General features: G+C 72.3%; 19 protein-coding genes. 8 read left to right on the plus strand and 11 right to left on the minus strand.

Annotated features, from left to right (window positions below):
* Positions 1-98: 98 nt before the first annotated feature.
* Positions 99-329, plus strand: a complete 231-nt coding sequence (locus tag ACFV0T_RS21255) for a DUF2277 domain-containing protein (RefSeq protein ID WP_385781212.1) — start codon at positions 99-101, stop codon at positions 327-329.
* A gap of 209 nt (positions 330-538) precedes the next feature.
* On the opposite strand, the gene ACFV0T_RS21260 is transcribed toward ACFV0T_RS21255, so the two are convergent.
* The 5 genes from ACFV0T_RS21260 to ACFV0T_RS21280 all read right to left on the minus strand — a co-directional run bounded on the left by ACFV0T_RS21260 (position 539) and on the right by ACFV0T_RS21280 (position 6,610).
* A complete protein-coding gene (locus ACFV0T_RS21260; RefSeq protein ID WP_385781214.1) occupies positions 539-1,153 on the minus strand; it encodes a DedA family protein in 615 nt (204 codons plus the stop codon).
* Positions 1,154-1,483: 330 nt separating this feature from the next.
* Entirely contained in the window at positions 1,484-1,939 is a 456-nt protein-coding gene (locus ACFV0T_RS21265) for a DoxX family protein (protein WP_385781217.1), read from the minus strand.
* Positions 1,940-2,034: 95 nt separating this feature from the next.
* The gene (locus ACFV0T_RS21270) at positions 2,035-3,990 is read right to left on the minus strand and encodes an FAD/NAD(P)-binding protein (RefSeq protein ID WP_385781406.1); all 1,956 of its coding nucleotides are present in this window, start codon (positions 3,988-3,990) and stop codon (positions 2,035-2,037) included.
* A gap of 234 nt (positions 3,991-4,224) precedes the next feature.
* On the minus strand, positions 4,225-5,856 hold the full coding sequence (locus tag ACFV0T_RS21275; RefSeq protein WP_385781220.1) for an alkaline phosphatase D family protein: 1,632 nt from the start codon (positions 5,854-5,856) through the stop codon (positions 4,225-4,227).
* Between the two features lie 109 nt (positions 5,857-5,965).
* Complete coding sequence (locus ACFV0T_RS21280; RefSeq protein ID WP_385781223.1) at positions 5,966-6,610, minus strand: HNH endonuclease family protein; 645 nt, start codon at positions 6,608-6,610, stop codon at positions 5,966-5,968.
* Between the two features lie 401 nt (positions 6,611-7,011).
* On the opposite strand from ACFV0T_RS21280, the gene ACFV0T_RS21285 reads away from it, so the two are divergent.
* Positions 7,012-7,593, plus strand: a complete 582-nt coding sequence (locus ACFV0T_RS21285) for a TMEM165/GDT1 family protein (RefSeq protein WP_385781226.1) — start codon at positions 7,012-7,014, stop codon at positions 7,591-7,593.
* Positions 7,594-7,752: 159 nt separating this feature from the next.
* Positions 7,753-8,421, plus strand: coding sequence for an HAD family hydrolase (locus ACFV0T_RS21290; RefSeq protein WP_385781229.1), 669 nt, complete (start codon positions 7,753-7,755; stop codon positions 8,419-8,421).
* A gap of 258 nt (positions 8,422-8,679) precedes the next feature.
* Here the strand turns inward: ACFV0T_RS21290 and ACFV0T_RS21295 are convergent, their stop codons facing one another.
* Positions 8,680-9,837: a peptidoglycan-binding protein gene (locus tag ACFV0T_RS21295; protein WP_385781231.1), complete on the minus strand. Its 1,158-nt coding sequence runs from the start codon at positions 9,835-9,837 to the stop codon at positions 8,680-8,682.
* A gap of 161 nt (positions 9,838-9,998) precedes the next feature.
* Here ACFV0T_RS21295 and ACFV0T_RS21300 point away from each other — a divergent pair, with 161 nt between their 5' ends.
* Positions 9,999-12,035 (plus strand): DHA2 family efflux MFS transporter permease subunit, encoded by a 2,037-nt coding sequence (locus ACFV0T_RS21300; protein ID WP_385781234.1) that lies wholly within the window; start codon positions 9,999-10,001, stop codon positions 12,033-12,035.
* A 67-nt stretch (positions 12,036-12,102) separates the two neighbouring features.
* On the opposite strand, the gene ACFV0T_RS21305 is transcribed toward ACFV0T_RS21300, so the two are convergent.
* Positions 12,103-12,681, minus strand: coding sequence for a GNAT family N-acetyltransferase (locus tag ACFV0T_RS21305; RefSeq protein WP_385781237.1), 579 nt, complete (start codon positions 12,679-12,681; stop codon positions 12,103-12,105).
* A gap of 209 nt (positions 12,682-12,890) precedes the next feature.
* Between ACFV0T_RS21305 and ACFV0T_RS21310 the strand changes: the two genes are divergently transcribed.
* The gene (locus ACFV0T_RS21310) at positions 12,891-13,589 is read left to right on the plus strand and encodes a hypothetical protein (protein WP_385781240.1); all 699 of its coding nucleotides are present in this window, start codon (positions 12,891-12,893) and stop codon (positions 13,587-13,589) included.
* 5 nt (positions 13,590-13,594) lie between these two features.
* Complete coding sequence (locus ACFV0T_RS21315) at positions 13,595-14,347, plus strand: hypothetical protein (RefSeq protein WP_385781243.1); 753 nt, start codon at positions 13,595-13,597, stop codon at positions 14,345-14,347.
* Here the strand turns inward: ACFV0T_RS21315 and ACFV0T_RS21320 are convergent.
* Positions 14,336-14,800: a DUF1992 domain-containing protein gene (locus tag ACFV0T_RS21320; protein ID WP_385781246.1), complete on the minus strand. Its 465-nt coding sequence runs from the start codon at positions 14,798-14,800 to the stop codon at positions 14,336-14,338. The two genes, ACFV0T_RS21315 and ACFV0T_RS21320, sit on opposite strands and share 12 nt — an antisense overlap.
* 99 nt (positions 14,801-14,899) lie before the next feature.
* Between ACFV0T_RS21320 and ACFV0T_RS21325 the strand changes: the two genes are divergently transcribed.
* Positions 14,900-15,292: a hypothetical protein gene (locus ACFV0T_RS21325; RefSeq protein ID WP_385781249.1), complete on the plus strand. Its 393-nt coding sequence runs from the start codon at positions 14,900-14,902 to the stop codon at positions 15,290-15,292.
* Between the two features lie 30 nt (positions 15,293-15,322).
* Here the strand turns inward: ACFV0T_RS21325 and ACFV0T_RS21330 are convergent, their stop codons facing one another.
* Positions 15,323-16,012: an O-methyltransferase gene (locus ACFV0T_RS21330; RefSeq protein ID WP_385781252.1), complete on the minus strand. Its 690-nt coding sequence runs from the start codon at positions 16,010-16,012 to the stop codon at positions 15,323-15,325.
* A gap of 156 nt (positions 16,013-16,168) precedes the next feature.
* Positions 16,169-17,542 (minus strand): glycine betaine/L-proline transporter ProP, encoded by a 1,374-nt coding sequence (gene proP, locus ACFV0T_RS21335; RefSeq protein ID WP_385781255.1) that lies wholly within the window; start codon positions 17,540-17,542, stop codon positions 16,169-16,171.
* 375 nt (positions 17,543-17,917) lie between these two features.
* On the opposite strand from proP, the gene ACFV0T_RS21340 reads away from it, so the two are divergent.
* Positions 17,918-19,969: a bifunctional glycosyltransferase 87/phosphatase PAP2 family protein gene (locus ACFV0T_RS21340; RefSeq protein WP_385781259.1), complete on the plus strand. Its 2,052-nt coding sequence runs from the start codon at positions 17,918-17,920 to the stop codon at positions 19,967-19,969.
* Between the two features lie 17 nt (positions 19,970-19,986).
* Here the strand turns inward: ACFV0T_RS21340 and ACFV0T_RS21345 are convergent, their stop codons facing one another.
* Entirely contained in the window at positions 19,987-21,117 is a 1,131-nt protein-coding gene (locus ACFV0T_RS21345) for an acyltransferase family protein (RefSeq protein ID WP_385781262.1), read from the minus strand.
* Positions 21,118-21,167: the final 50 nt, after the last annotated feature.

Genomic DNA, 21,167 nt, shown 5'->3' on the forward strand with positions numbered 1-21,167 from the left:
CGCCGGCCCCGGTCGGCCGGCAGGCGGGACCCGGGAGGTTCACCGACGTTGGCGGCGACCCCCTGCCGGGCCGCCGTCCGGGGGGTCACACTGGAGGCATGTGCCGCAGCATCAAGACACTTCGCCCGCCCGTGTTGCCCGAGGAGGCCACGGAGGAGGAGATCCGCGCCGCCGCCCTCCAGTACGTGCGCAAGATCTCCGGATTCCGGGCCCCCGCCGCCCACAACCAGGAGGTGTTCGAGCATGCCGTCGACGTGATCGCGCAGGCTACGGCCGAACTCCTGGACGGCCTGGAGATCCGCGGACAGGCGGTCCGGCAGACCGGCTGAGCCCCCGGAGGAAGGTCCCCGGGGCCAGGGCCTTTCCTTCGTATCAGGCCGGTCGTGGCCGACGGGGCTGATCGGCCGGCCCGAGCGGGGTGTGGCGCGGGGTGGCCGCAGGGCGGAGGAGGGCGCCGACGTGGAGCGTCGGCAACCGACGGCAACGCCGCGGACGCGCGTGCCTCACCCCGCGACACCGGGCTGATCCAGACGCAGGGCTAGGCCGCCGGTCGGCGGCGCATCAGGTACGCGGCGCCCGCGCCCGCCCCGAACAGCGCCAGCACGGACACCCCCGTGGCCAGCCAGGTGGCGCCCAGCCAGTGGGCGCCGAAGTAGCCGAGGGCGACGCTGTAGACGGCCCAGGAGAGGCCGGCCAGCGCGGACCAGGGCAGGAAGTCGCGAGCCCGGCGGTGGGCGGCGCCCGCGCCGAGGGAGACGACCGAGCGTCCGGCGGGGGCGAAGCGGGCCAGTACGACCAGGGCCCCGCCGCCGCGGGCGAGGGCCGCGCCGAGACGTTCCTGCGCGGTGCGCAGCCGGCGCGAGCGGGCGATCGCCCGGTCCAGGCGCTCGCCGCCCCGCCAGGCCAGCCGGTAGGCCGCCAGGTCGCCGACAACCGAGGCGGTGGCGGCGGACAGCGTCAGGAACAGGATGTCGGGGACCCTGCCCGGCACCTGCCCGGCCGCGGCACCCGAGCCCGCGGCCGCCGCCGTGGCGGCCGTGACGACCAGGACGCCGCTCGGCAGCACCGGTACGAACACGTCGAAGAGGACCGACACGGCGACCATGGCGTAGATCCATGGACTGCCGGTCAGCGCCCCCACATCCTCCAGCACTGCTACTCCCGCGCTACTCCCCCGTGGCCGTACGTGCCGCGACGTCGCGAGGGAGCGGCAGGGGCGGCCATTGACAGCCATGCAGCGTACGCCTGGGCTGTGACATGGGGTTCACGGGGGGCGCCTGTGTTCGACATGGACCCTTCACCCCGCCGCCGCGACCTCCTGAAGCCCGCCGACCCGGACGGCGCCCACCCCGCTTGCGCGGGACGGACGCCGACGTCCGACCGGACCCGGACCCGGACCCGGACCCGGACCCGGACCCGGACCCGGACCCGGACCCGGACCCGGACCCGAAGCCTGAGCCGCATCCGGCGCCGGTTCCGTGGATCAGGCGGTGACCGGCGCCTGATCCGGTACCCGCTCGCCCCGCGTGGCCGTGCGGCGCACCAGGAGGCGGTCCAGGCCGAAGGCGCCGGAACCGGTGAACACGAGCAGCAGGAACGCCCAGCAGAACATCGCCGACGGCTCGCCGCCGTTCTGGATCGGCCACAGGGCGTGCTCCTGGTGCACATGGAAGTAGGCGTACGCCATGGAGCCGGAGGAGACGAACGCGGCGGCGCGGGTGCCGAGGCCGAGCAGGACCAGGCCGCCGCCGACGAGCTGGATGACGGCCGCGTACCAGCCGGGCCAGGCACCGGCGTCGAGCGTGCCGCCGTCGGTGCCCGCGGCGCCGCCGAGGATGCCGAACAGCGAGGCGGCGCCGTGGGCGGCGAAGAGCAGGCCGACGACTATGCGGAAGAAGCCGAGGACGTATGGCTGGGCATGGTTGAGGCGTGCGGACATGTGGGGGGTGCTCCTTCGGTTGCGGACGGGCCGGTCCGAAGGGGGCCGGCCGGTGGGGGCGGCGGTACCGAACGAGCAACCCAGGTTAGGAGCACCTAATTCGTGCTTGCAAGTTCAACATTTGGCCACGAGGCCGGTTCCGTTTCCGCCTCCGTTTCCGCCCCCGCCCCTGCGGCTGAATCCGCCCCTGTCCCTGTACCGGTCCCTGTCTCCGTTTCTGCCTCCACATGGGCCGCTGCCTCCGCTCCCGCGGTACGGAGGACCGCTCGGGCCACCGCGTCGGCGTCCGAGAGCGTGACCGAGTCCACGCCGGGTCTGGCGCCCGCCGCGGTCACCCAGTGCACGCCTTCCGTGGGCACTCCGAAGGCGAACCTCCGCTCGTGCGGGCGGCCCTGGCGGTCGATCAGACGGTAGGGGCGCCGGGTCACGTCCAGTCCACCCGTCTCGTAGCCGTCGACCGTGTGCGGACGGCACCCCCCGGTCTTCAGCAGCCGGGCGAGCAGGTCGTCGCCCGTGCGGCGCAGGTCCGGTTCCGGGAGCCGGGCCTCCACGAGGGTGGTCACCCGCACCGCCGATCCCGGCACGTCGGGGGAGTGCGCCAGCCAGGCCCCGTCCGCGCAGCGCACCTGGAGCCGAGGTCCGAGCACGTCGACCACGCCCGCCTCCAGCAGGGCCACGAGCTCCTCGACACGGCGCCGGGGCGGCCCGATGGACAGGAAGGCGTTGAGCGGGGTGTACCAGCGGTCGAGGTGGTCCCGGCGGGAGGCGCCGGCCAGCCCGCCGTGGTCGACGATCAGCCGGAGCTCGTTGCGCAGGTCCCGCAGCACGTCCAGGGCCGCCTTCAGCGGGCCGCGCACATTGCCCAGGGCGGCCTGCGCGGCGTCCTCGCCCAGATACGACAGCAGCCAGTCCCGCCACTGTCCGGGGTGTGCGAAGTCCCGTTCCGTATACGGCCGGGACATCCGGTCCCAGGACCAGCGGGCGGCCTTCGGCACGCCGAACTCGTCCAGCAGCAGGGCCTCTTCGGGGGCGCCGTGCGGGATGGCGAGGAAGCGCTCGGCGACGTCGGGGTGATGGCGCCGAAGGAGTGCGGTGTAGTAGACCGTCTCCACCTCCTTCGCCACCAACGGCCATATCTCCGCGAGGAAGTCGGGCGCCTCGCCGGAGTCCGCGCGCTTGCGGAGGCCCGCGACGACCTCCGGCGTGAGCACCAGCGGGGTGTGCCGGCCGTACGGGCCCTTGGCGTTGTCGCCGCGCGCCTGGTAGGGGATGCCGCGCCGGGAACCCGCGTACAGGCGCGGCTCGCGGCCGGAGGGAAGGTAGCGCAGCCTGCCGTCGCGGACGAACCGGCCGCCCCGGCCGGTCGTCAACAGGGCCATGTGGTCGAAGAAGTTGAGACCCAGGCCGCGCAGCAGCACCGGTTCGCCCGGCGCGAGCGCGTCGAGGTCGACGTCGGCCGGGTTGGCGGGCGGTATGTGCCGCAGGCCGTGCTGTTCGGCGTACGACGCCAGGCGCTGCCGCGACCCGTCCGTGGCCGTCGGCAGATGGCCCTGGGCGAGCACCACGGCCGACAGGGCGCTCAGCACTCGGCCGTTGTCGAGGGTCAGCAGCTGACGGCCGTCGGAGGCGTCGTCGAGCCGTACGGCGCGCGCCCGGTGCGTCCGCACCCGCACCGCGTCCGGCGCCTCCCGCGCCACCTTCGCGAACACCCACTCCAGATAACGGCCGTAGGCGGCGCGGGTCGGGTACTCGTCCGGCCCCAGCGAGCCGTCCGCCCACTCGTACAGACTCGGGCCCGGGCGGACCGGGCCCGAGCAGTCCAGGCTGTCGTCGGTGAAGAGCGTGACCTGACAGGCCACGGTGTTCATCAGCAGCTCGGTGGACTGCGCGGTGCGCCAGACGCGGCCCGGGCCGGGCGGCGCGGGGTCGACGACGTGCACCGTCAGCCGGACGCCGGGCGGCAGCAGCTCGGGGGCGGAGGCGCAGAGGCGTTCCAGGACGGAGGTGCCGCGGGGGCCGGCGCCGACCAGGGCCACGGAGACCGACGTCACGGCCGGGCCGGCGGCGTTCTCCGCGTTCGGCGCGGGCGAAGGGAGCAGGTTCGGCGCGGACGTGGGGAACAAAGGGGTAACTCCCGGGCGTGTGGGGCGCAAATGGAGCAGACCGCCCGAGGGAAGCGGACGGTCCGCCTCATCATGCCGTCGCGCGCCGCGGAAGCCAACGCGTGCCCCATCCGCCCCGGACGCCCCGCGCGGGCGCGTGCCCCAACCGCCCCCGGATGCCCCTCATGTGGTGGTCAGGGTGGACTCCTCCACGGTTCGCAACTCCCCGCCCGGCCGTGCCTGGTCCAGCCGCAGCACCGCCGAACGCCCGCGCAGCGTCAGCGTCATCAGCTGGTTGCCGAACCACGGGCCGCCGGTCCTGCGCCAGCCGACGGACGAACGCGCGCAGCGCCCGTGCCGGGCGAGACGGCGGCCGAGCAGCCGCGCGACGGCGCTCCAGCCGAAGCGGAAGCCCACCCGTATCGACAACGGGATCGAGTTGTGGACGGGGGAGCAGGTCAGTTGCAGCACCTTGGCGTCCGGTCCGGTTCCCGGCGCCCACGACGGCTCGGCGACGTACGCGTGGTGCACGTCTCCGGACAGCACGAGCACCGTCGCCGGCGCCGCCGTCCCCGAACCGGCCTCGGCGATCAGGTCCGCCAGCGCCTCGAAGGACGCCGGGAACGCCGCCCAGTGCTCCAGGTCGGCCCCGCGCCGCAGCCGCTCCCCGAACCGGGCCCACCGCTCGCCCCGTTCCCCCCGGCACAGCGCCGCGTCCCACGCCTCGGCGTCGTGCACCAGATGCGGCAGCAGCCAGGGCAGGGAGGTGCCGATGAGGAGGTGGTCGCGGGACCCGGGCGCGTCCAGCGCCTGGGTCCGCAGCCACTCCGCCTCGCCCGGGTCGAGCATCGCCCGCTCGCCCTCGTCGAGGACGCGGGCGGCCCGGCTGTCCACCATCAGCAGCCGTACCCGGCCGAAGTCGCGCCGGTAGCTCCAGCGCACGGAGGCCGGGTCGGCGTCGGCGCGGGTGGCGAAGGCGCGCAGGATGTCGGTGCCGTCGGGAGTGTCGCGGACGGCCGCGTACAGGGCGTCGGAGGCGAGTTCGGCCGGGGACAGGTTGCCCAGGTGCTGGTGCACCCAGTACGACATCAGGCCGCTGAGCACCCGCTCCTGCCACCAGCAGGTGGCCCGCATGTCGGCGAGCCAGGCGGCGGAGGTGTTCCAGTCGTCGACGACGTCATGGTCGTCGAAGATCATGCAGCTGGGCACGGTGGACAGGAGCCAGCGCACCTCGGGGTCGAGCCAGGACTCGTAGTAGAGCCGGGTGTACTCCTCGTAGTCCGCGACCTCGGCGCCCGGGGCCTCCCGCAGATCGCGGCGGCCGGCCAGCCAGCGGCGGGTGGCGGCGGAGGTCTCGTCGGCGTACACCTGGTCGCCCAGCAGCACCAGCACGTCGGGCCGTTCGCCGTCCGGGTGGGCGGCGATCCGTGCCGCCAGGCTGTCCAGGGCGTCGGGGCCGACCGGGTCGTGCTCGTCGGCGGGCGGCGCGGCCCAGCGGCAGGAGCCGAAGGCGACCCGTACGTCGTCCCCGGCGTCGGGGGAGCGGATGACCGAGGGCGGGAAGGGGGAGCCGGGCAGCGGCCACACGGGCGTGTCGTCGAGGAGCACCTCGTACGACGGCGAGCCGCCCGGTGTGAGCCCGGTCACCGTTATCAGGGCGTAGTGGTGACCCGCGACCTGAAAGGTGCGGGAGCTGCCGCCGGCGCCGTCCGCGCAGCGCACCTCGGCGGCGCACGGACGGCTCGCCTCGATCCAGACCGTCGCCGACGAGCCGTCGGCGTACCTCAGCAGTGGTCCCAGGCGTAGTTCCGCCACGGTGATCGCCCTCCTCCGTCGCCCCGTACGGTACGGAACGAGGGGGGTGAACGGGGAGGGTCCGGCGCGGACCGGATGGACCGCGCCGGCCGGGCGGACCGACTCGGGCTCAGCAGCCGTTGAGGACCGAGCTCAGCTTGGTCTTCTCGGCGGAGTCGACCTTGAGGTTGTAGTAGTACTTCACCTGGACCCAGGCGCGGACGTAGGTGCAGGCGTACGAGCTGAGCGAGGGCATCCACTCGGCCGGGTCCTTGTCGCCCTTGGCCTGGTTCACGTTGTCCGTGACGGCGAGCAGCTGCGGGCGGGTCACGTCGTTGGCGAAGCCCTGCCGCTGGGCGGTGGTCCAGGCGCTCGCGCCGGAGTCCCAGGCCTCGGCCAGCGGGACGAGGTGGTCGATGTCGACGTCGGAGGCGGCGCTCCAGGTGGCCCCGTCGTAGACGGAGTGCCAGCTGCCGCCGGTGGCGACGCACGCGGAGTCGGTGGTCACGTTGGAACCGTCCCGCTTGAGGATGTACTCACGGGTGTTGCAGGTTCCGCTGATGGTGATCCAGGTGGGGAACAGGTCCCGGTTGTAGCCGGTGCGGTTCTCGGTCGCCACGGTGAGCGAGGCGAGGTAGGTCCGGGCGGTGGCGGCGCTGACCGGGGTGGGGAGGGCGGCGGAGGCGGTCGGCGAGTTGAAAAGCCCGACCGAGGCTATGAGGCCGGTGAGGGCGGCCAGTATGCTCACCTGTCGACGCGCGTAGAACTTCGGCATGCGAACTCCCTGGGGGTGTGGGGGTGTTGGAGTGCGAGCGAGGGAATGCTCGCGGCGCCGCATTGCGGGGGGATGTGCGCCGGGTAAGAAGCTAATGACGTGTGCATGACACAACAAGGGGTGCGGAGGGACTTTCGGCCCTCGGAGGCGCGTCGGGGTGTCGCGTACTATGGGGGGAGCAGAAGGGGAGTAGCTCTTCGCCGGACCGTCGACATACTGCTCAGCTCGTCTGAGCCGGCGCCCGGAGGCAGACCTCGTCCACGAGGTCGGCCAGCGAGACCTTCGGCAAGCAGTGCAGGCCCGTGCCCGACGGCACGGGAGCCGTGTGCTGCCGTGCCGAGGTGTCGCGAAACGCAGCGTGCAGCACTCTCGGCGGGGCAGCCCCGACCGATTGAGGGACCTTGATCAGCATCACCGTGACGGCGCTCGTCTTCGGCGTCGTCTTCCTGGCCGAACTGCCGGACAAGACCGCGCTCGCCGGCCTCGTCCTCGGCACCCGCTACCGCGCCTCGTACGTCTTCGCCGGTGTCGCCGCCGCGTTCACGCTGCATGTCGTGCTCGCCGTCGCGGCGGGCAGCGTGCTGACGCTGCTGCCGCAGCAGATCGTGCACGCGGTCACGGGTGTGCTCTTCCTCGGTGGTGCCGCGGTGCTGCTGATGAAGAAGGACGACGGTGACGAGGAGATCCGCAAGCCGCAGGACCAGTCCTTCTGGAAGGTCGCCGGAGCGGGATTCATGCTCATCCTGGTCGCCGAGTTCGGCGACCTCACCCAGATCATGACGGCTAACCTCGCGGCCCGCTATGACGACCCGCTCTCCGTCGGCCTGGGCGCGGTGCTCGCGCTCTGGGCGGTCGCCGGGCTCGGCATCGTCGGCGGAAAGGCGCTGATGAAGCGGGTTCCGCTGGGGCTCATCACCAAGATCGCGGCGCTGCTCATGCTGGCTCTGGGGGCGTGGAGCCTGTGGGAGGCGGTCGCCGCCTGACCGCCCGCGCGAGCTGAACTGTGGGTGAACGCTTCGCGGGGGCGGTGGCGCGATACCGGAACTGTTTTGTACCGTAGAGAAACAAAGTGGCTCCCGCCCGTGTTCCCTGACCGGCGGGCGGGGCCGCCTTGTCCCCCCACCCCACGTTCGGAGCTGCCGATGACGGCCACCACCGCGCCCACCGTTCTGACCGCCCGTGCCCTCCTGCTCGACATGGATGGCACCCTCGTCAACTCGGACGCCGTCGTGGAGCGGATCTGGCGCCGCTGGGCCGACCGGCACGGGCTGGACGGGGACGAGGTCATGAAGGTCGTTCACGGGCGGCAGGGGTACGCGTCGATGGCGCTGCTGCTGCCCGACCGGCCCATGGAGCGCAACTACGCGGAGAACACCCGCATGCTCGCCGAGGAGACGGCCGACATGGACGGCGTCGTGCCGGTGCCGGGGGCGCCGGAGTTCCTCGCGTCGCTGCGCGAGGTGCCGCACGCGCTGGTGACGTCGGCCGACGTCGCGCTGTCCACGGCACGGATGACGGCGGCCGGGCTGGCGCTGCCCGACGTCCGGATCACCGCCGAGTCCGTCGGGGCGAGCAAGCCGGACCCCGAGGGGTTCCTGAAGGGCGCCGCCGAACTGGGCGTCGCTCCCGCCGACTGCGTGGTCTTCGAGGACTCCGGGGCGGGCATCGAGGCGGGCCGCGCGGCGGGGATGCGGGTCGTCGGGGTCGGGCCGCGGGCCGGGTTCCACCGGCCGGACGTGGTGGTGCGGGACCTGACGCAGGTGAGGGTGGAGCCGGCGGGCGACGGGGCGGTCCGGCTGTACCTCGGATAGGCCCGGCGGTACCTCGGGGTGGGCGCGGCTGCACTTCGGTCAGGTCCGGCGGTACCTCGGGTTGGGTACGGCGGCGGACTTCTCGTTCCGAGGTGTCCGGCTACGGTTCCGGCGTCCTGCGGCTGCGACGTGTCCGCTCGGGCTTCGCCCGGCACCGGCGTCCTACGGATCCGGCGTCCTACGGTTTTGGCGTCCTACGGTTTTGGCGTCCTACGGTTTTGGCGTCCTACGGTTTTGGCGTCCTACGGTTTTGGCGTCCTACGGTTCCGACGTCTCCGCTTCCAGCTTCGCCCGGCTCTCCGCCCCGTACACCCCCAGCTCGTCGCTGCGGATCCCGCGTGCCCACTGGTAGTTGCGCAGGGCGTCCTCGAGGCGGCCGCCGAACCTGCCGTCGATCTGGTCGTTGTAGAGGTACAGCTGACGCAGCCGCTGCTGGAGTTCGCTCACCTCGGGGCCCCTGTCGCCGCGGCGCAGGACCTGGACGTCGCCCTGGCCGCCGTTCCCCGGGGCCAGCGAGGCCGTCGCGGCGGCGCTCGTCGCGGTTGCGGTCGGCTCGGTCGAGCGGGACGGCGACGGGGAGGCGCTGGAGCGCGACGCGGACGGCGAGGACGACGGGCTCGCGCCGGCCGACCGGGACGGCGACGCCGACTCGGCGGACGGCGTCGCGGACGCGGAGGCCGTGACCGAGGACTCGGAGGCCGTGCTGGTCGCGGTGTCCGGCACGGCCGCCCGGATGTCCTCCGGCGGCGCGGTGTCCCGCGACGGCGTCTCGTAGGAGAACAGCCCGCCGGCGAATCCGGCCGCCGCCATCACCGCGACGACCGCTCCCGCCGCCCCGAGCAGCGCCGCGCGGCGCCGGCCACGGTGCGGCGGCTCGGGGGCCTCGAACGCCTCCGCGTACGGTTCCCCCGCCGCGCCCTCGAACAGGCTCAGGTCGCCCGCGCTCGGCGCGTCCGGCGGCGGCGCGAGGGGTGTGGGAAGCGTGGGGGGTGCTTCGATCCGGCGCAGGGGCATGGTGATGTCGGCGGGCTGCGGTACGGGTGGTGCTGGTGGTACCGCCGTCTCTGGTCGTACCGACGCTTCCATGGATTCCGTCGGACCGGTCGTCGCATCCGTCATCGCACCGGTCGTCGGTTCCGTGGGGTGCCGGTCCGGCCGGTCCGTCGTGGGCTCCGGGGCGTTCGGGGTGTTCGCGTCACCCGCGAGCTCCACGTACGGCCGTATCCGCAGCGGGTCGAAAGCCTCCGTCGCGGCCGCCTCCGCCGTGCGGGCGTCGCGCAGGGCGTCGGACGCCTGCTGGGTGCAGGCGCACGACGGGGTGTGGTCCGGGCCTCGGGGCGCGCCGCACTCCGGGCACCGGTGCCCGTGCGCGCGCTCGTCCGGTCCGGCCCCGCCCTCGGTCCAGGGTTCGTCCACGTGTTCGTTCCTCCCCATGCGAACTCCAGAGATTATGCAGACCCTCCACACAACCCGTGACCCGAAACCCCCCGGAATGCCAGGTTCCGTAGGGACTCGACAGGCCATAACCGGTCACACCCACCACGATGGAGGTGTCACGAGAGCCTCAGGAGGTCTCCATGGCCGTGGACGCGCACGCCCGGACGGGCGACGCGGAGCAGCAGCATGTGTCCGGCAACGTGTTCGTCTCGATGGGCGCCCTGCTGCTGGGCATGTTCCTCGCCGCTCTCGACTCGACCATCGTGTCGACGGCGCTGCCCACCATCGTCAGTGAGCTGGGCGGTCTGGAGCACCTGTCCTGGGTGGTCACGGCATACTTGCTGGCGTCGACCGCCGCGACCCCGCTGTGGGGCAAGCTGGGCGACCAGTACGGGCGGAAGAAGCTGTTCCAGGCCGCGATCGTGATCTTCCTGATCGGTTCGGCGCTGTGCGGCATGGCGCAGAACATGCCCGAGCTCATCGCCTTCCGCGCGCTCCAGGGACTGGGCGGCGGCGGGCTGATCGTGCTGTCGATGGCGATCGTGGGCGACATCGTGCCGCCCCGTGAGCGCGGCCGCTACCAGGGCCTGTTCGGCGCGGTCTTCGGCACGACCAGCGTGCTCGGCCCGCTGCTGGGCGGCCTGTTCACCGAACACCTCAGCTGGCGCTGGGTCTTCTACGTCAACCTGCCGATCGGCATCGTCGCGCTCGCCGTGATCGCGGCGGTGCTGCGCATCCCGCGCAAGGCGACCCGGCACGTCATCGACTACCTCGGCACCCTCCTCATCGCCGCCGTCGCCACCTGCCTGGTGCTGGTCGCCTCGCTCGGCGGCACTACCTGGGCCTGGGACTCGGCGCAGATCATAGGTCTCGCGGTGCTGGGCCTCGTGCTGGCGGTGGTGTTCGTGACCGTCGAGCGGCGGGCGGCCGAACCCGTGCTCCCGCTCAAGCTCTTCCGCGTCCGCACGTTCACCCTTTCGGCCGTCATCAGCTTCATCGTCGGTTTCGCCATGTTCGGAGCGATGACCTACCTGCCGACCTTCCTCCAGGTCGTCCGCGGCATCTCCCCGACCCTGTCCGGTGTCCACATGCTGCCGATGGTGGTCGGCATCCTGCTGTCCTCGACCCTCTCCGGACAGATCGTCAGCCGCACCGGCCGCTGGAAGGTGTTCCCGATCCTGGGCACCGGCCTCACCACCGTCGGACTGCTCCTCCTGCACCAGATGGACGAGTACAGCTCCACCGCCGAGATGAGCGTCTACTTCTTCGTCTTCGGCCTGGGACTCGGCCTGGTGATCCAGGTGCTCATCCTCATCGTCCAGAACGCGGTCTCGTACCAGGATCTCGGCGTCGCCACCTCCGGCGCGACCTTCTTCCGGTCCATCGGCGCCTCCTTCGGCGTCGCCATCTTCGGCTCGATCTTCGCCAACCGCCTGGCCGAGCAGCTGGCCGACGTCTTCCGGGGCGTGCGCCTGCCGGCCGGCATCTCCGTGGACTCGCTCCAGGCCGACCCACGCGGCATCGCCGCCCTCCCCGCCGCCCTGCGCGGGGCCGCCCTGCACGCGTTCGCCTCCTCCATCACGGACGTCTTCCTCTACGCGGCCCCCGTCGCCCTCGCCGGCTTCGTCCTGGCGTGGTTTTTGAAGGAGGACCGGCTGCGCGGCTCGGTCACGGCCCCCGACCTCTCGGAGACCCTCCCCCCCAATCCCGTTCAGCGTTCGTCGTACGACGAGGTGTGCCGCGCGCTGTCCACGCTCGGCACCCGTGAGGGGCGGCGCGAGGTCTACCGCAAGATCACCGAGCGGGCGGGCTACGACCTCCAGCCCGCCGCGAGCTGGCTGCTGCTGCGGATGAAGAAGTACGGCTCGGCCGAGCCCGCCGTACTCGCCGAGCGCACCACGGTTCCGATGACCGTCGTCATCGAGGCCGCCCGGCAGACGGAGGAAAGGCGTCTCGCCTTCCGCGAGGGCCTCGACCTCTACCTGACCGACGAGGGACGCGAGGTCGCCGAACGGCTGGCGCAGGCCCGTGAGGAGTCGCTGGCCGAGCTGCTCGGCGACTGGTGGGGACCCGACCGGCCGACCGACCTGAGCCAGCTGGTGAAGGAACTGAACGACGAGCTGTGCGGCTCGGACCAGGAACAGCCGCACAACGGATCGCCGAAGTCCTTCAATTGAGCGCGTTGCATTCCCGGAGCCCTCGGAGCCCTCGGAGCCCTTAGAGCCCTCGGAGCCCCTAGAGCCCCTAGAGCTTGTTGAGTTCCTCGTGTTCCTCGTGTTCCTCGTGTTCCTCGTGTTCCTCGTGTTCCTCGTGTTCCTCGTGTTTCTTGTGTTCCTTGAGCTCCTTGCGGAACCAGTGCTCGGCGTACGGGTCGTCGTTGTGCGGTCCGGTCTCCGTGTAGCCGAGCCGGGCGTACAGGGCGCGGGCCTCGACCAGGTCGTCGCGCGTGTCCAGCACCACCCGCGTGGCGCCCAGGCCGCGGGCGGCGTCCTCGGCGGCGGCCACCAGCGGCGCGGCGCCGCCCCGGCCACGCATCCCCTCGTACAGGAACACCCGGGTCAGCTCGGCGGTCGTGGCGTCCAGCAGCCGTACGCCCGCGCTGCCGGCCGGCTCACCGCCGTACCGCGCGACGAGCAGCAGGCCGCCCGGCGGGGCGAGGTCGGCGCCGGTCCGCGCGGCGATCTCCCGCTCCAGCTCGTCCGGGTCGGTACGGCGTCCCTCGTGCAGCAGGTACCAGCGGTCGCTGACCTCCGTGTAGTACGCCCGCCAGAGGCCGGCGGCGATGGGCGAGTCGAAGGGTTCGGGCGCGATGGTCCAGATCATGACCACATTGTCGGGACCGGTCCCGGACCGCCCGCAACCGAATATCCATGCTGGAGAGGCGCGTTGGAAGCGTGTGGCCGGTGACGGGTCGGCCCCGCTCCACGCCGGGCCACGGCCCGCCCGGCACCGCCCGGACACCGTTTGGACAGTGTCTTCGGGGTAACCCGGAGTGAGAACCGGCCCGTTGGGCCGATACAGGGAAGGCAACCATGTCCACAGGCGTGATGATCGCTCTGATCGTGATCGTGGTGGCCGTCGTCGCGGTGGCGGTCGCCCTGGCCCTGCGGGCCCGAGGCCCGCGGAGCGGAGGGGGTCTGAAGCGTCGCTTCGGACCCGAGTACGACCGGGTGGTGGCCGGGCACGACGGCGACGTACAGGCGGCCGAGCGAGAGCTGACCGAGCGCGTGGAGCGGCACGGCGGGCTGCGTGAACGCCCGCTGGAGCCCGCGGAACGCGAGCAGTACGAGGCCCGCTGGACGGCCGTGCAGGAGCGCTTCGTCGACTCTCCTCGGGAGGCGGTCGCCGAGGCCGACCGGCTGCTCGCGGAGCTGGCCGGCGCCCGCGGCTTCCCGGACGGCGCGCAGTACGAGGAGCAGCTCGCCGCGCTCTCCGTGCACCACGCCGACCATGTGCAGGGCTACCGCCGCGTGCACGGCGCCGGCGCCGTGCGCACCGACACGAGGGGTGACGGCGACGGTCCGGGCACGGGCACCGAGGAGATGCGGGAGGCGCTGGTCGAGGCCCGCGGGCTGTTCGCGGACCTGGTGGCCCCGGCCCGCCACGACACCGGCCGCCACCGGACGGACCACGACTCCGGGCCGACGCCGGACGAACGGCGGACCACGGCCCGATCCAACGGCCACGGCACTCCGTGGGCGTTCAACAAGCGTCACGCGAAGGGGAGTTGAGCTACATGTCGGATGGGAAGCGACCCGCGGCCGACCGCAGCGGCACGGATACCGAGAGCACGGGTACGGGCCCGGGGGCGGAGACGTCTCCCGGCACGCCCGGCACGCCCGAGCCGTACAAGACACCTGAGGCACGCGAGACATCCGAGGCACACGAAGCCCGCGAACTGCGTGAGGCACGCGAGACACGCGAACCGGCCGGCTCGGTGACGGCGGGGACCGGAACCCGCCCCGCGACCGGCCCTGATGCCAAGCGCCGTACGACCGGAACGGCTGGAACGGCTGGAACGGCTGGAACGACCGGAACCACCGGCACCACGAGTACGAACAGCACTGCCGGAACTGCGAGCACCACAGGCACCACAAGTGGCACCAGCCGCACAGGCACCACCACCGCCCTCTTCCCGCACGACGAGTCCGACAAGCTCACGCTCCGCCTCCAGCAGGCGGTCACCGGATTCGTCGACGCGCCCCGGGGCTCCGTGGAGGAGGCCGACCACGTGCTCGAGGAGATCGCCGCCCGCTTCACGGACGCCGTGGCCAAGCGCCGTCAGACCCTGCGCACGTCCTGGCAGTCCGCGGAGCACACCTCGGGGCGGTCCCCGGAGCGCTCCGCGGAACGCTCCGCAGGGCACTCCACGGACGGGGACCGGACGACGGCCTCCGGCGCCGCCACGGACACCGCCACCGACACGGAACAACTCCGCCTGGCCCTGCGGGACTACCGCGAGCTCGCGGAGCGGCTGCTACGCGCGTGACCCCTGCTCCGCATCCCCCACACCCGTGTCACCCGTGTCACTCGCACCACTCGCCGCCCGGCGCTCCCGCCATTCCCGTGCGACCTCATCGATGTCGTACGGCTTCATACCCAGCGGGGGGCCGGGCGGCGGCCTGAACATCATGTCGCGGATCTTGACGTTGACCTCGGTGAGGATCTTCCGGGCGATCCGCTCGGACGGCGCGGCGTAGGCCGCGGTGAGGGCGTCCTCGGCCTCCTTGCGCAGAGCCAGCGCCGGAGGCAGGACCGCGAGGCCCTCGCGGGCCATCTTCTGTCTGATCCACCACAGTTCGTCGTACGTCGTGTCCGTGCCCGTCGGCAGCGGCTTGCCCGCGCCCGCGAGATGGGCGAACTCACCCCGCGCCTCGGCATCGCGGATCTGCTTGTCGACCCAGGACTCGAACGGCACACCCGGTGGCTTTCGCTCGGTCATGAGTCCATTGTGCCGGACGCGGTACGGCCGGGCGATTTATCATGCGGCGGCGGTGCGCCAACCCGGCTGCCGTACAAGGACATTCCAGAAGGAGCGCACGTGCTCGAACTCACCATGGCCTCCGTCACCGGGACGGACGCTGGCGCCACGGCCGGCATGCTCATGGCCGACGCGCCCAGCGACCCGGGCGCCGTGCTGCGGGTGGGCCGGGACGCGTCCGTGTGCCGGCTCGCGACGCCCGACGACTGGCTGTTCGTCTCGCGGATCCACCTGGAGTTCCTGTGCGGACCCGAAAACACCTGGCACGTGTCGTGGCTGCGTGGCTCGCAGCCCGACCCGTCCTCCGAGGTGCGGCTGAGGATCGGGGACCAGGTCCAGCCCGTCGCGTACGGCGGGACCGTGCCGCTGCCGCGGGGCGGGGCCGGTGAGATCGTCATCCTGGACCGCACCGGCCCGCGCAGCGTCAACGTGGGCTTCTACCACGAGGCATAGCCCTGTGCCCGTCCACCCGGCCCGTCCGGTCTACTCGTCCGGCTCGGTCTGCTCCAGCACCCGCGCCAGCGCGAAGCCGTCGTGGCCCTTGCTGCCCACCGTCTGGATCGCCGTCGCGCTCAGCCTCGGGTGGGCGGCGATCAGGTCGATGGCGGCCCGGGTGCCCTGGACGTCCGGTGCGGTGCTCTCGGCGTCGATCACACGGCCGTCCCGTACCACGTTGTCCACGATGATCAGGCTGCCCGCGCGGGTGAGGCGCAGCGCCCACTGCACGTAGTGCGGGTTGTTGGCCTTGTCGGCGTCGATGAAGACCAGGTCGAACGGGGCCGGGTTCTCGTCGGCGAGCTGGGGCAGCGACTCCAGGGCCGGCCCGACGCGTACCTCGACGAGCCGGTCGAGGCCCGCGCGGGCGATGTTGCGGGTCGCGACCTCGGCATGCCGGGGGCTGTACTCCAGCGAGACCAGCCGGCCGTCGGCCGGGAGCGCGCGGGCCAGCCAGATGGTGCTGTAGCCGCCGAGCGTGCCGATCTCCAGGATGGTGCGGGCCCCCTGGATCTGGGCCAGCAGCTGCAGCAGCTTGCCCTGGGGCGGGGTGACGGCCGCGTGCGGGAGTCCGGCGGCCTCGCTGTCGCGCACGGCCGCCTGGAGGACCTCGTCGTCCGGCGCCAGATGGGTGGAGAAGTAGAAGTCGACGTCATCCCAGAGCTGCGACCCGCTCATGAACTCCACCTTTCGAATACCTAGTTAGGGATGCTAACCAGCCGGCTCGCGAATGTAGTCACATCCGGGTCCCGCGTCACCGGATTCCGGCCGATCGGGGCAGTCCGGCGGAAGGCGCCGATATGCCCCCCGCCCATCGTCACGCAGTCGGCCTGATCACGCAGCCGACTCGACCGCGGGAGCCGAGCCCGGCAGCGGGCGGCCGGCCGACTCCGCCATGTACCAGACCGCGACGCCGCCGATCACGGCCGCGGCCATCATGTAGTACGCGGGCATCATCATGTTGCCGGTCGCGCCGATGAGGGCGGTCACCACGAGCGGGGTCGTGCCGCCGAAGAGCGACACCGACACGTTGAAGCCGATGGACAGCGAGCCGTAGCGGACCCTCGTCGGGAACAGGGCGGGCAGCGCCGCCGGCATCGCGGCCGTGAAGCAGACCAGCAGCAGGCCCAGCGCGCCCATGCCGAGGGCGACGGCGAGCAGGCTGCCCTGGCGGATCAGCAGCAGCGCCGGGATCGACAGGAACAGGAAGCCCGCGCAGCCGGCCGCGATCACCGGGCGGCGGCCGACGCGGTCGGTCAGCGCGCCGGCGAAGGGCTGCACGACCATCATCACCGCCATCACGCCCAGCACCACCAGCAGGCCGTGCGTCTCGTCGTACTTGAGCTCGCTGGTCAGATAGCTCGGCATGTACGACAGGAGCATGTAGTCGGTGACGTTGAAGACCAGGACCAGGCCCACGCACAGCAGCAGCGCCTTCCACTGGCCCGTGACCATCTCGCGCAGCGGCACCTTCGGGCGGGTCGCCTCGGCCTTCTCGATCTCCGCGCGGAACGCCGGGGTCTCCTCCAGCCGCATCCGCAGGTAGAGGCCGATGACGCCCATCGGGCCCGCGATCAGGAACGGGATCCGCCAGCCCCAGGAGACCAGGTCCTGCGAGGACAGCAGCGCGGTCATCAGGGTCACCAGGCCCGCGCCGCCGATGTATCCGGCCAGCGTGCCGAACTCCAGCCAGCTGCCCAGGAAGCCGCGCCGCTTGTCGGGCGCGTACTCGGCGATGAAGGTGGACGCGCCCGCGTACTCGCCGCCGGTCGAGAAGCCCTGCACCAGACGGGCGAGGAGGAGCAGCAGGGGCGCGCCGACGCCGATCGTGCCGTACGACGGGATCAGGCCGATGGCGAACGTGCCCGCCGCCATCATGATCATGGTCAGGGCGAGGACTTTCTGCCGGCCGATACGGTCGCCGAGCGGGCCGAAGACCATGCCGCCCAGCGGGCGGACCAGGAAGGCCGCGGCGAAGGCGCCGAAGGTGGACAGCAACTGGGCGGTCGGGTTGCCCGAGGGGAAGAAGACCTTGCCCAGGGTGACCGCGATGTAGCTGTAGACACCGAAGTCGAACCATTCCATCGCGTTGCCCAGCGCGGCGGCCTTCACGGCACGCCTGACGTGGGCGGGGTCGGTGGTGGTGACCTCGCGGGTCGTGGTGGTGGTCTCGGTGGCCGGGGGAGCGGCGACGGTGGCAGCCGACAAAACCTCGCTCGCCTACCTTTCGACGGGGACAGGGACATGGCCCGCAGCGGGCCGAAAAGCGACCATACGAGCCCTTGCTCCGCTTACGCGCGGTGCGCAAGTGATTGCATTGTGCATGTAAATGGCGTGTATGCAGGGACGTATGCCCGCTCCCCGGCACCTCTCCCGGTCTCGCGTTGTGATCCTTGTCGCCCCCCGCGGGCGCAACCGGGACCCGGGCGCACTATCGTCATCCGGACAAAAGGCGAGCGGACGTCAGGTGAAGCGGGGGTTTCCGGCGTCTCCCTCCTGGGGCGGTGCGAGCCTCATAGGGTTCGGGACGGGAAGCAGCCGAACGGGACGCGCGGGACGGACGGGGCGGGAGGCCGACAAGGCGTGGCGAATGCGGAGCACAGCGGGGGACCGGCGGAGGCGTTCGGAGCGGGGGACGCGGGAGCGGCCAGAGCACGACTGCGCGCGGCCCGCCTCGGTCTCTGGCTGATCGCGGCGATTCTCGCGATACGACAGGTGGCCGTCGTGCTCGCCACTCCGCGGGGAGAGCGGCTGACGGCCCTGGAGACCTGGGTCGGCCCCGAGGGCGTCCTGCACGTCAAAGGCTCTCTCTACGACTCCACGCTCTTCACCGGCACGCCGTTCGGCGGACTCGTCCTCAAGCCCCTCACCCGGGCCGCCGAACAGGCTCTCGGCTGGGGCTGGACCTTCGGCACCCTCCTGCTCGTCGCCGCCCTCGGCCTGGTCGCCGCCCGCGCCCTGCCGCAGCCGGTGAGCAGACGGACCTCCCTGTTCGCCGCGCCGGTCGCGATCAGCCTGCTCATGCTGTCCCTGCCGGTCCGCAACACCCTCTGGCTCGGCCAGACCAGCATCATCCCGGTGCTGCTCGTCCTGCTCGGCTGCTTCGCCGTCCGCGGCGAGAAGACGGGCGGCGTACTGATCGGCCTCGCCGCCGCCCTCCAGCCGACCGTGCTGCTCTTCGCACCGCTGCTCTGGTTCACCGGCCGGCGCCGCGCCGCCCTCGCCGCCGGCGTCACCTTCGCCGGCTCCACGGCCGTCGCGTGGGCGGCGATGCCGCACGACTCGTACACCTACTGGGTCCACCACATGGCGGGTGTCGGCCTCGGCGGTCAGGCCGACGCCCTCGCCAACCAGTCCCTGCACGGCGCCCTGCTCCGGCTCGGCCTGACCGGTCCCCTGGAGATCGGGCTCTTCCTGGTGCTGGGCGCGGCCGTGGCCGGCCTCGGTCTGCGCCGGGCCGTCCGCTACGCCCGTGACGGCCAGCTCCTGCTCGCCGTGGCCGTCACCGGCTGCGCGGCCGTCGCCGTCTCCCCGACGACCTGGCAGCATCAGCTGCTGTGGGTGCTGCTCGCGGTCGTGGGCCGGGTCGGCAAGCGCGCCTCCGACCGCTGTGTCTGGCCGGTCGCCGTGGTGCTGGTGATGACCCTCCCGGCGAAGATGATGGTGCCGAACACGTCGGCCCTGTACCCGCTGCGGGACAACGTGGTTCTGCTGGCCGCCCTCGCCGCGGCCACCGTCGTCCCCTTCCTCTCCCGCGCCTCCACGCCCTACCGGTCGCCGATCCCCACGCAGTACGCCCCGGCGGTTCCCGCGCGCCGGTGGCGCGTCCCGCCGCTGCCCTTCCTGCGCCGCGTCCTCACCCGCCCGAACCTCCTGCTCGAACTCCTCCTCATCCGTGTCACGTACGCCGCCTACCAGCGGGTCCGCCTCGCGGCGACCGGCGGCAGCGACGCCGGGGGCCGGGCGACGGCCGAGCGGCACGGCCGCGAGATCCTCGACCTCGAACGCCTCCTGCACATCGACATCGAGCACGCGGTCAACCACGCGGTGGTCCAGGTCGACTGGCTCCGGAACTTCTTCGACTTCTACTACGAGTCGTTCCACTTCGTCGTCCCGCTGGCCGTGCTCGGCGTCCTGTACTGGCGCCGTCCCGTCGACTACCGCTGGGCCCGCTCAGCCCTGGGCTTCGCCACCCTGCTGGCGCTGGCCGGCTTCTGGCTCTACCCGCTGGCCCCGCCACGCCTGCTGCCCGGCCTCGGCGTCCTCGACACGGTCCATGGCGTCCAGGACTTCTCCAAGCCGGACTACGGCACGCTGACGGCCCTGACCAACCAGTACGCGGCGATGCCGTCGCTGCACTTCGGCTGGTCCCTGTGGTGCGGTCTCGTGATCGCGATCGTCGCGCCGAGGTGGTGGATGAAGGCCCTGGGCCTGCTGCACCCGCTCCTCACCCTCGCGGCGATCGTCGCGACCGGCAACCACTGGGTACTGGACGCGGTCGGCGGCGCGGCGGTGGTCGGCGCGGGCTTCGGCCTCGCGTACGTGTTCCAGGGACCGCGGGCCCGCACGGCGGCGGCCGCCATCGCCCGCACCGCTTTGACGCCGGCCCCCGAGAAGGACCGTACGCCGGGCTGATCAACGGTCCGGCGCACTCAGCGGGAGCTCAGTGCCCGGTCGGGCTCGGCGGCCCGGGCCGGCGCGGGCCGCCCCAGCAGGTTGCGCAGCCGGCGTTCGGCGGGGCGTTCCACGCACTGGTAGGCCAGGGCGGCGGCGGTGAGGCTGACGGCCAGGACACCCGCCCAGAAGACGAGGGTCGCGCTGCCCGGGGCGGGCCTGCCCCAGTGGAAGAGGGCCGAACGGATCACGATCTCGTGGATGAGGTACCAGGCGAACGACCAGTGACCGAGGCGGACCATCCAGGGCCCGCCCAGCCCGGTGCGCCGGCCGTCGAGGTCGGCCCGTGCGGCCGAGACGATGAGCGCCGCGAAGACCGGTGCCGAGAGCCACTGCGAGGCGGAGTAGGGGCTGTACCAGAGGGAGTCGGGCACCGCGTCCGACCAGGGGATCAGCACCAGGTGCCAGGCGATGACGAGTCCGACGGTCACCGGCAGGGGCAGCCGGGGCCGCCAGCCGCGCTTGAGCGCGAGCCCGGTCAGCACGCCCAGGACGAACTGGAGGGAGCGGGTCAGCGGCAGGTAGTCGAGCGCCCAGGCGCGGGTGGTGGGGGACAGGCCGGACAGGGCGGGCCACAGAACGAGGGTGGCGCCTACGACGGCGACCGCCGTCCAGATCCAGACCCTCGCACGCCGTCCCGCGAGCACCGCCAGCAGCGCGGGGAAGATCAGGTAGAACCAGGCCTCGTCGCTGAGCGACCAGGCCGCCGGGTTGCCGCCCTTGAAGATGACCGGGATCGGGAACCACGCGTGCACGAGCAGCAGGGTCGCGGCGACCGCCTTGAGCGACACGGCCTGGTCCATGAGTGCCCATACGGCGACCGACGCCCCGACGCTGACGGCGAGCATGGGCCAGATGCGGGCGAAGCGGCGCCACAGGAAGACCCGGGTGGGCACGTTCGCGCCGTCGTAGGTCCAGGCGAGGACGACGCCCGACAGGACGAAGAAGAACGTCACGCCGCTGCGGCCGTACCAGACGGCGTCGCTGAGCCCGGGAACGGTTCCGACCTGTCGGGACAGGTGGTACAGGACGACCAGCAGGGCCGCCCAGAAGCGGAGACCGGTCAGCGACGGCAACCGGTCACGACCGGTCCCGGGTATGGAGGTCAATGAGTGGTCCTTCACCGTTCGAACGAGCAGCAGAGGATAGCACCGGATTT

This window comes from Streptomyces sp. NPDC059582 (genome assembly GCF_042735715.1).
Classification (GTDB): domain Bacteria; phylum Actinomycetota; class Actinomycetes; order Streptomycetales; family Streptomycetaceae; genus Streptomyces.

Coding starts and splice junctions, on each gene's coding strand:
- ACFV0T_RS21320 (WP_385781246.1), bottom strand. CDS start 14,800: ATGACCGAGCGAAAGCCACCGGGTGTGCCGTTCGAGTCCTGGGTCGAC.
- ACFV0T_RS21315 (WP_385781243.1), top strand. CDS start 13,595: ATGTCGGATGGGAAGCGACCCGCGGCCGACCGCAGCGGCACGGATACC.
- ACFV0T_RS21265 (WP_385781217.1), bottom strand. CDS start 1,939: ATGTCCGCACGCCTCAACCATGCCCAGCCATACGTCCTCGGCTTCTTC.
- ACFV0T_RS21280 (WP_385781223.1), bottom strand. CDS start 6,610: ATGCCGAAGTTCTACGCGCGTCGACAGGTGAGCATACTGGCCGCCCTC.
- ACFV0T_RS21310 (WP_385781240.1), top strand. CDS start 12,891: ATGTCCACAGGCGTGATGATCGCTCTGATCGTGATCGTGGTGGCCGTC.
- ACFV0T_RS21255 (WP_385781212.1), top strand. CDS start 99: ATGTGCCGCAGCATCAAGACACTTCGCCCGCCCGTGTTGCCCGAGGAG.
- ACFV0T_RS21305 (WP_385781237.1), bottom strand. CDS start 12,681: ATGATCTGGACCATCGCGCCCGAACCCTTCGACTCGCCCATCGCCGCC.
- ACFV0T_RS21330 (WP_385781252.1), bottom strand. CDS start 16,012: ATGAGCGGGTCGCAGCTCTGGGATGACGTCGACTTCTACTTCTCCACC.
- ACFV0T_RS21290 (WP_385781229.1), top strand. CDS start 7,753: ATGACGGCCACCACCGCGCCCACCGTTCTGACCGCCCGTGCCCTCCTG.
- ACFV0T_RS21300 (WP_385781234.1), top strand. CDS start 9,999: ATGGCCGTGGACGCGCACGCCCGGACGGGCGACGCGGAGCAGCAGCAT.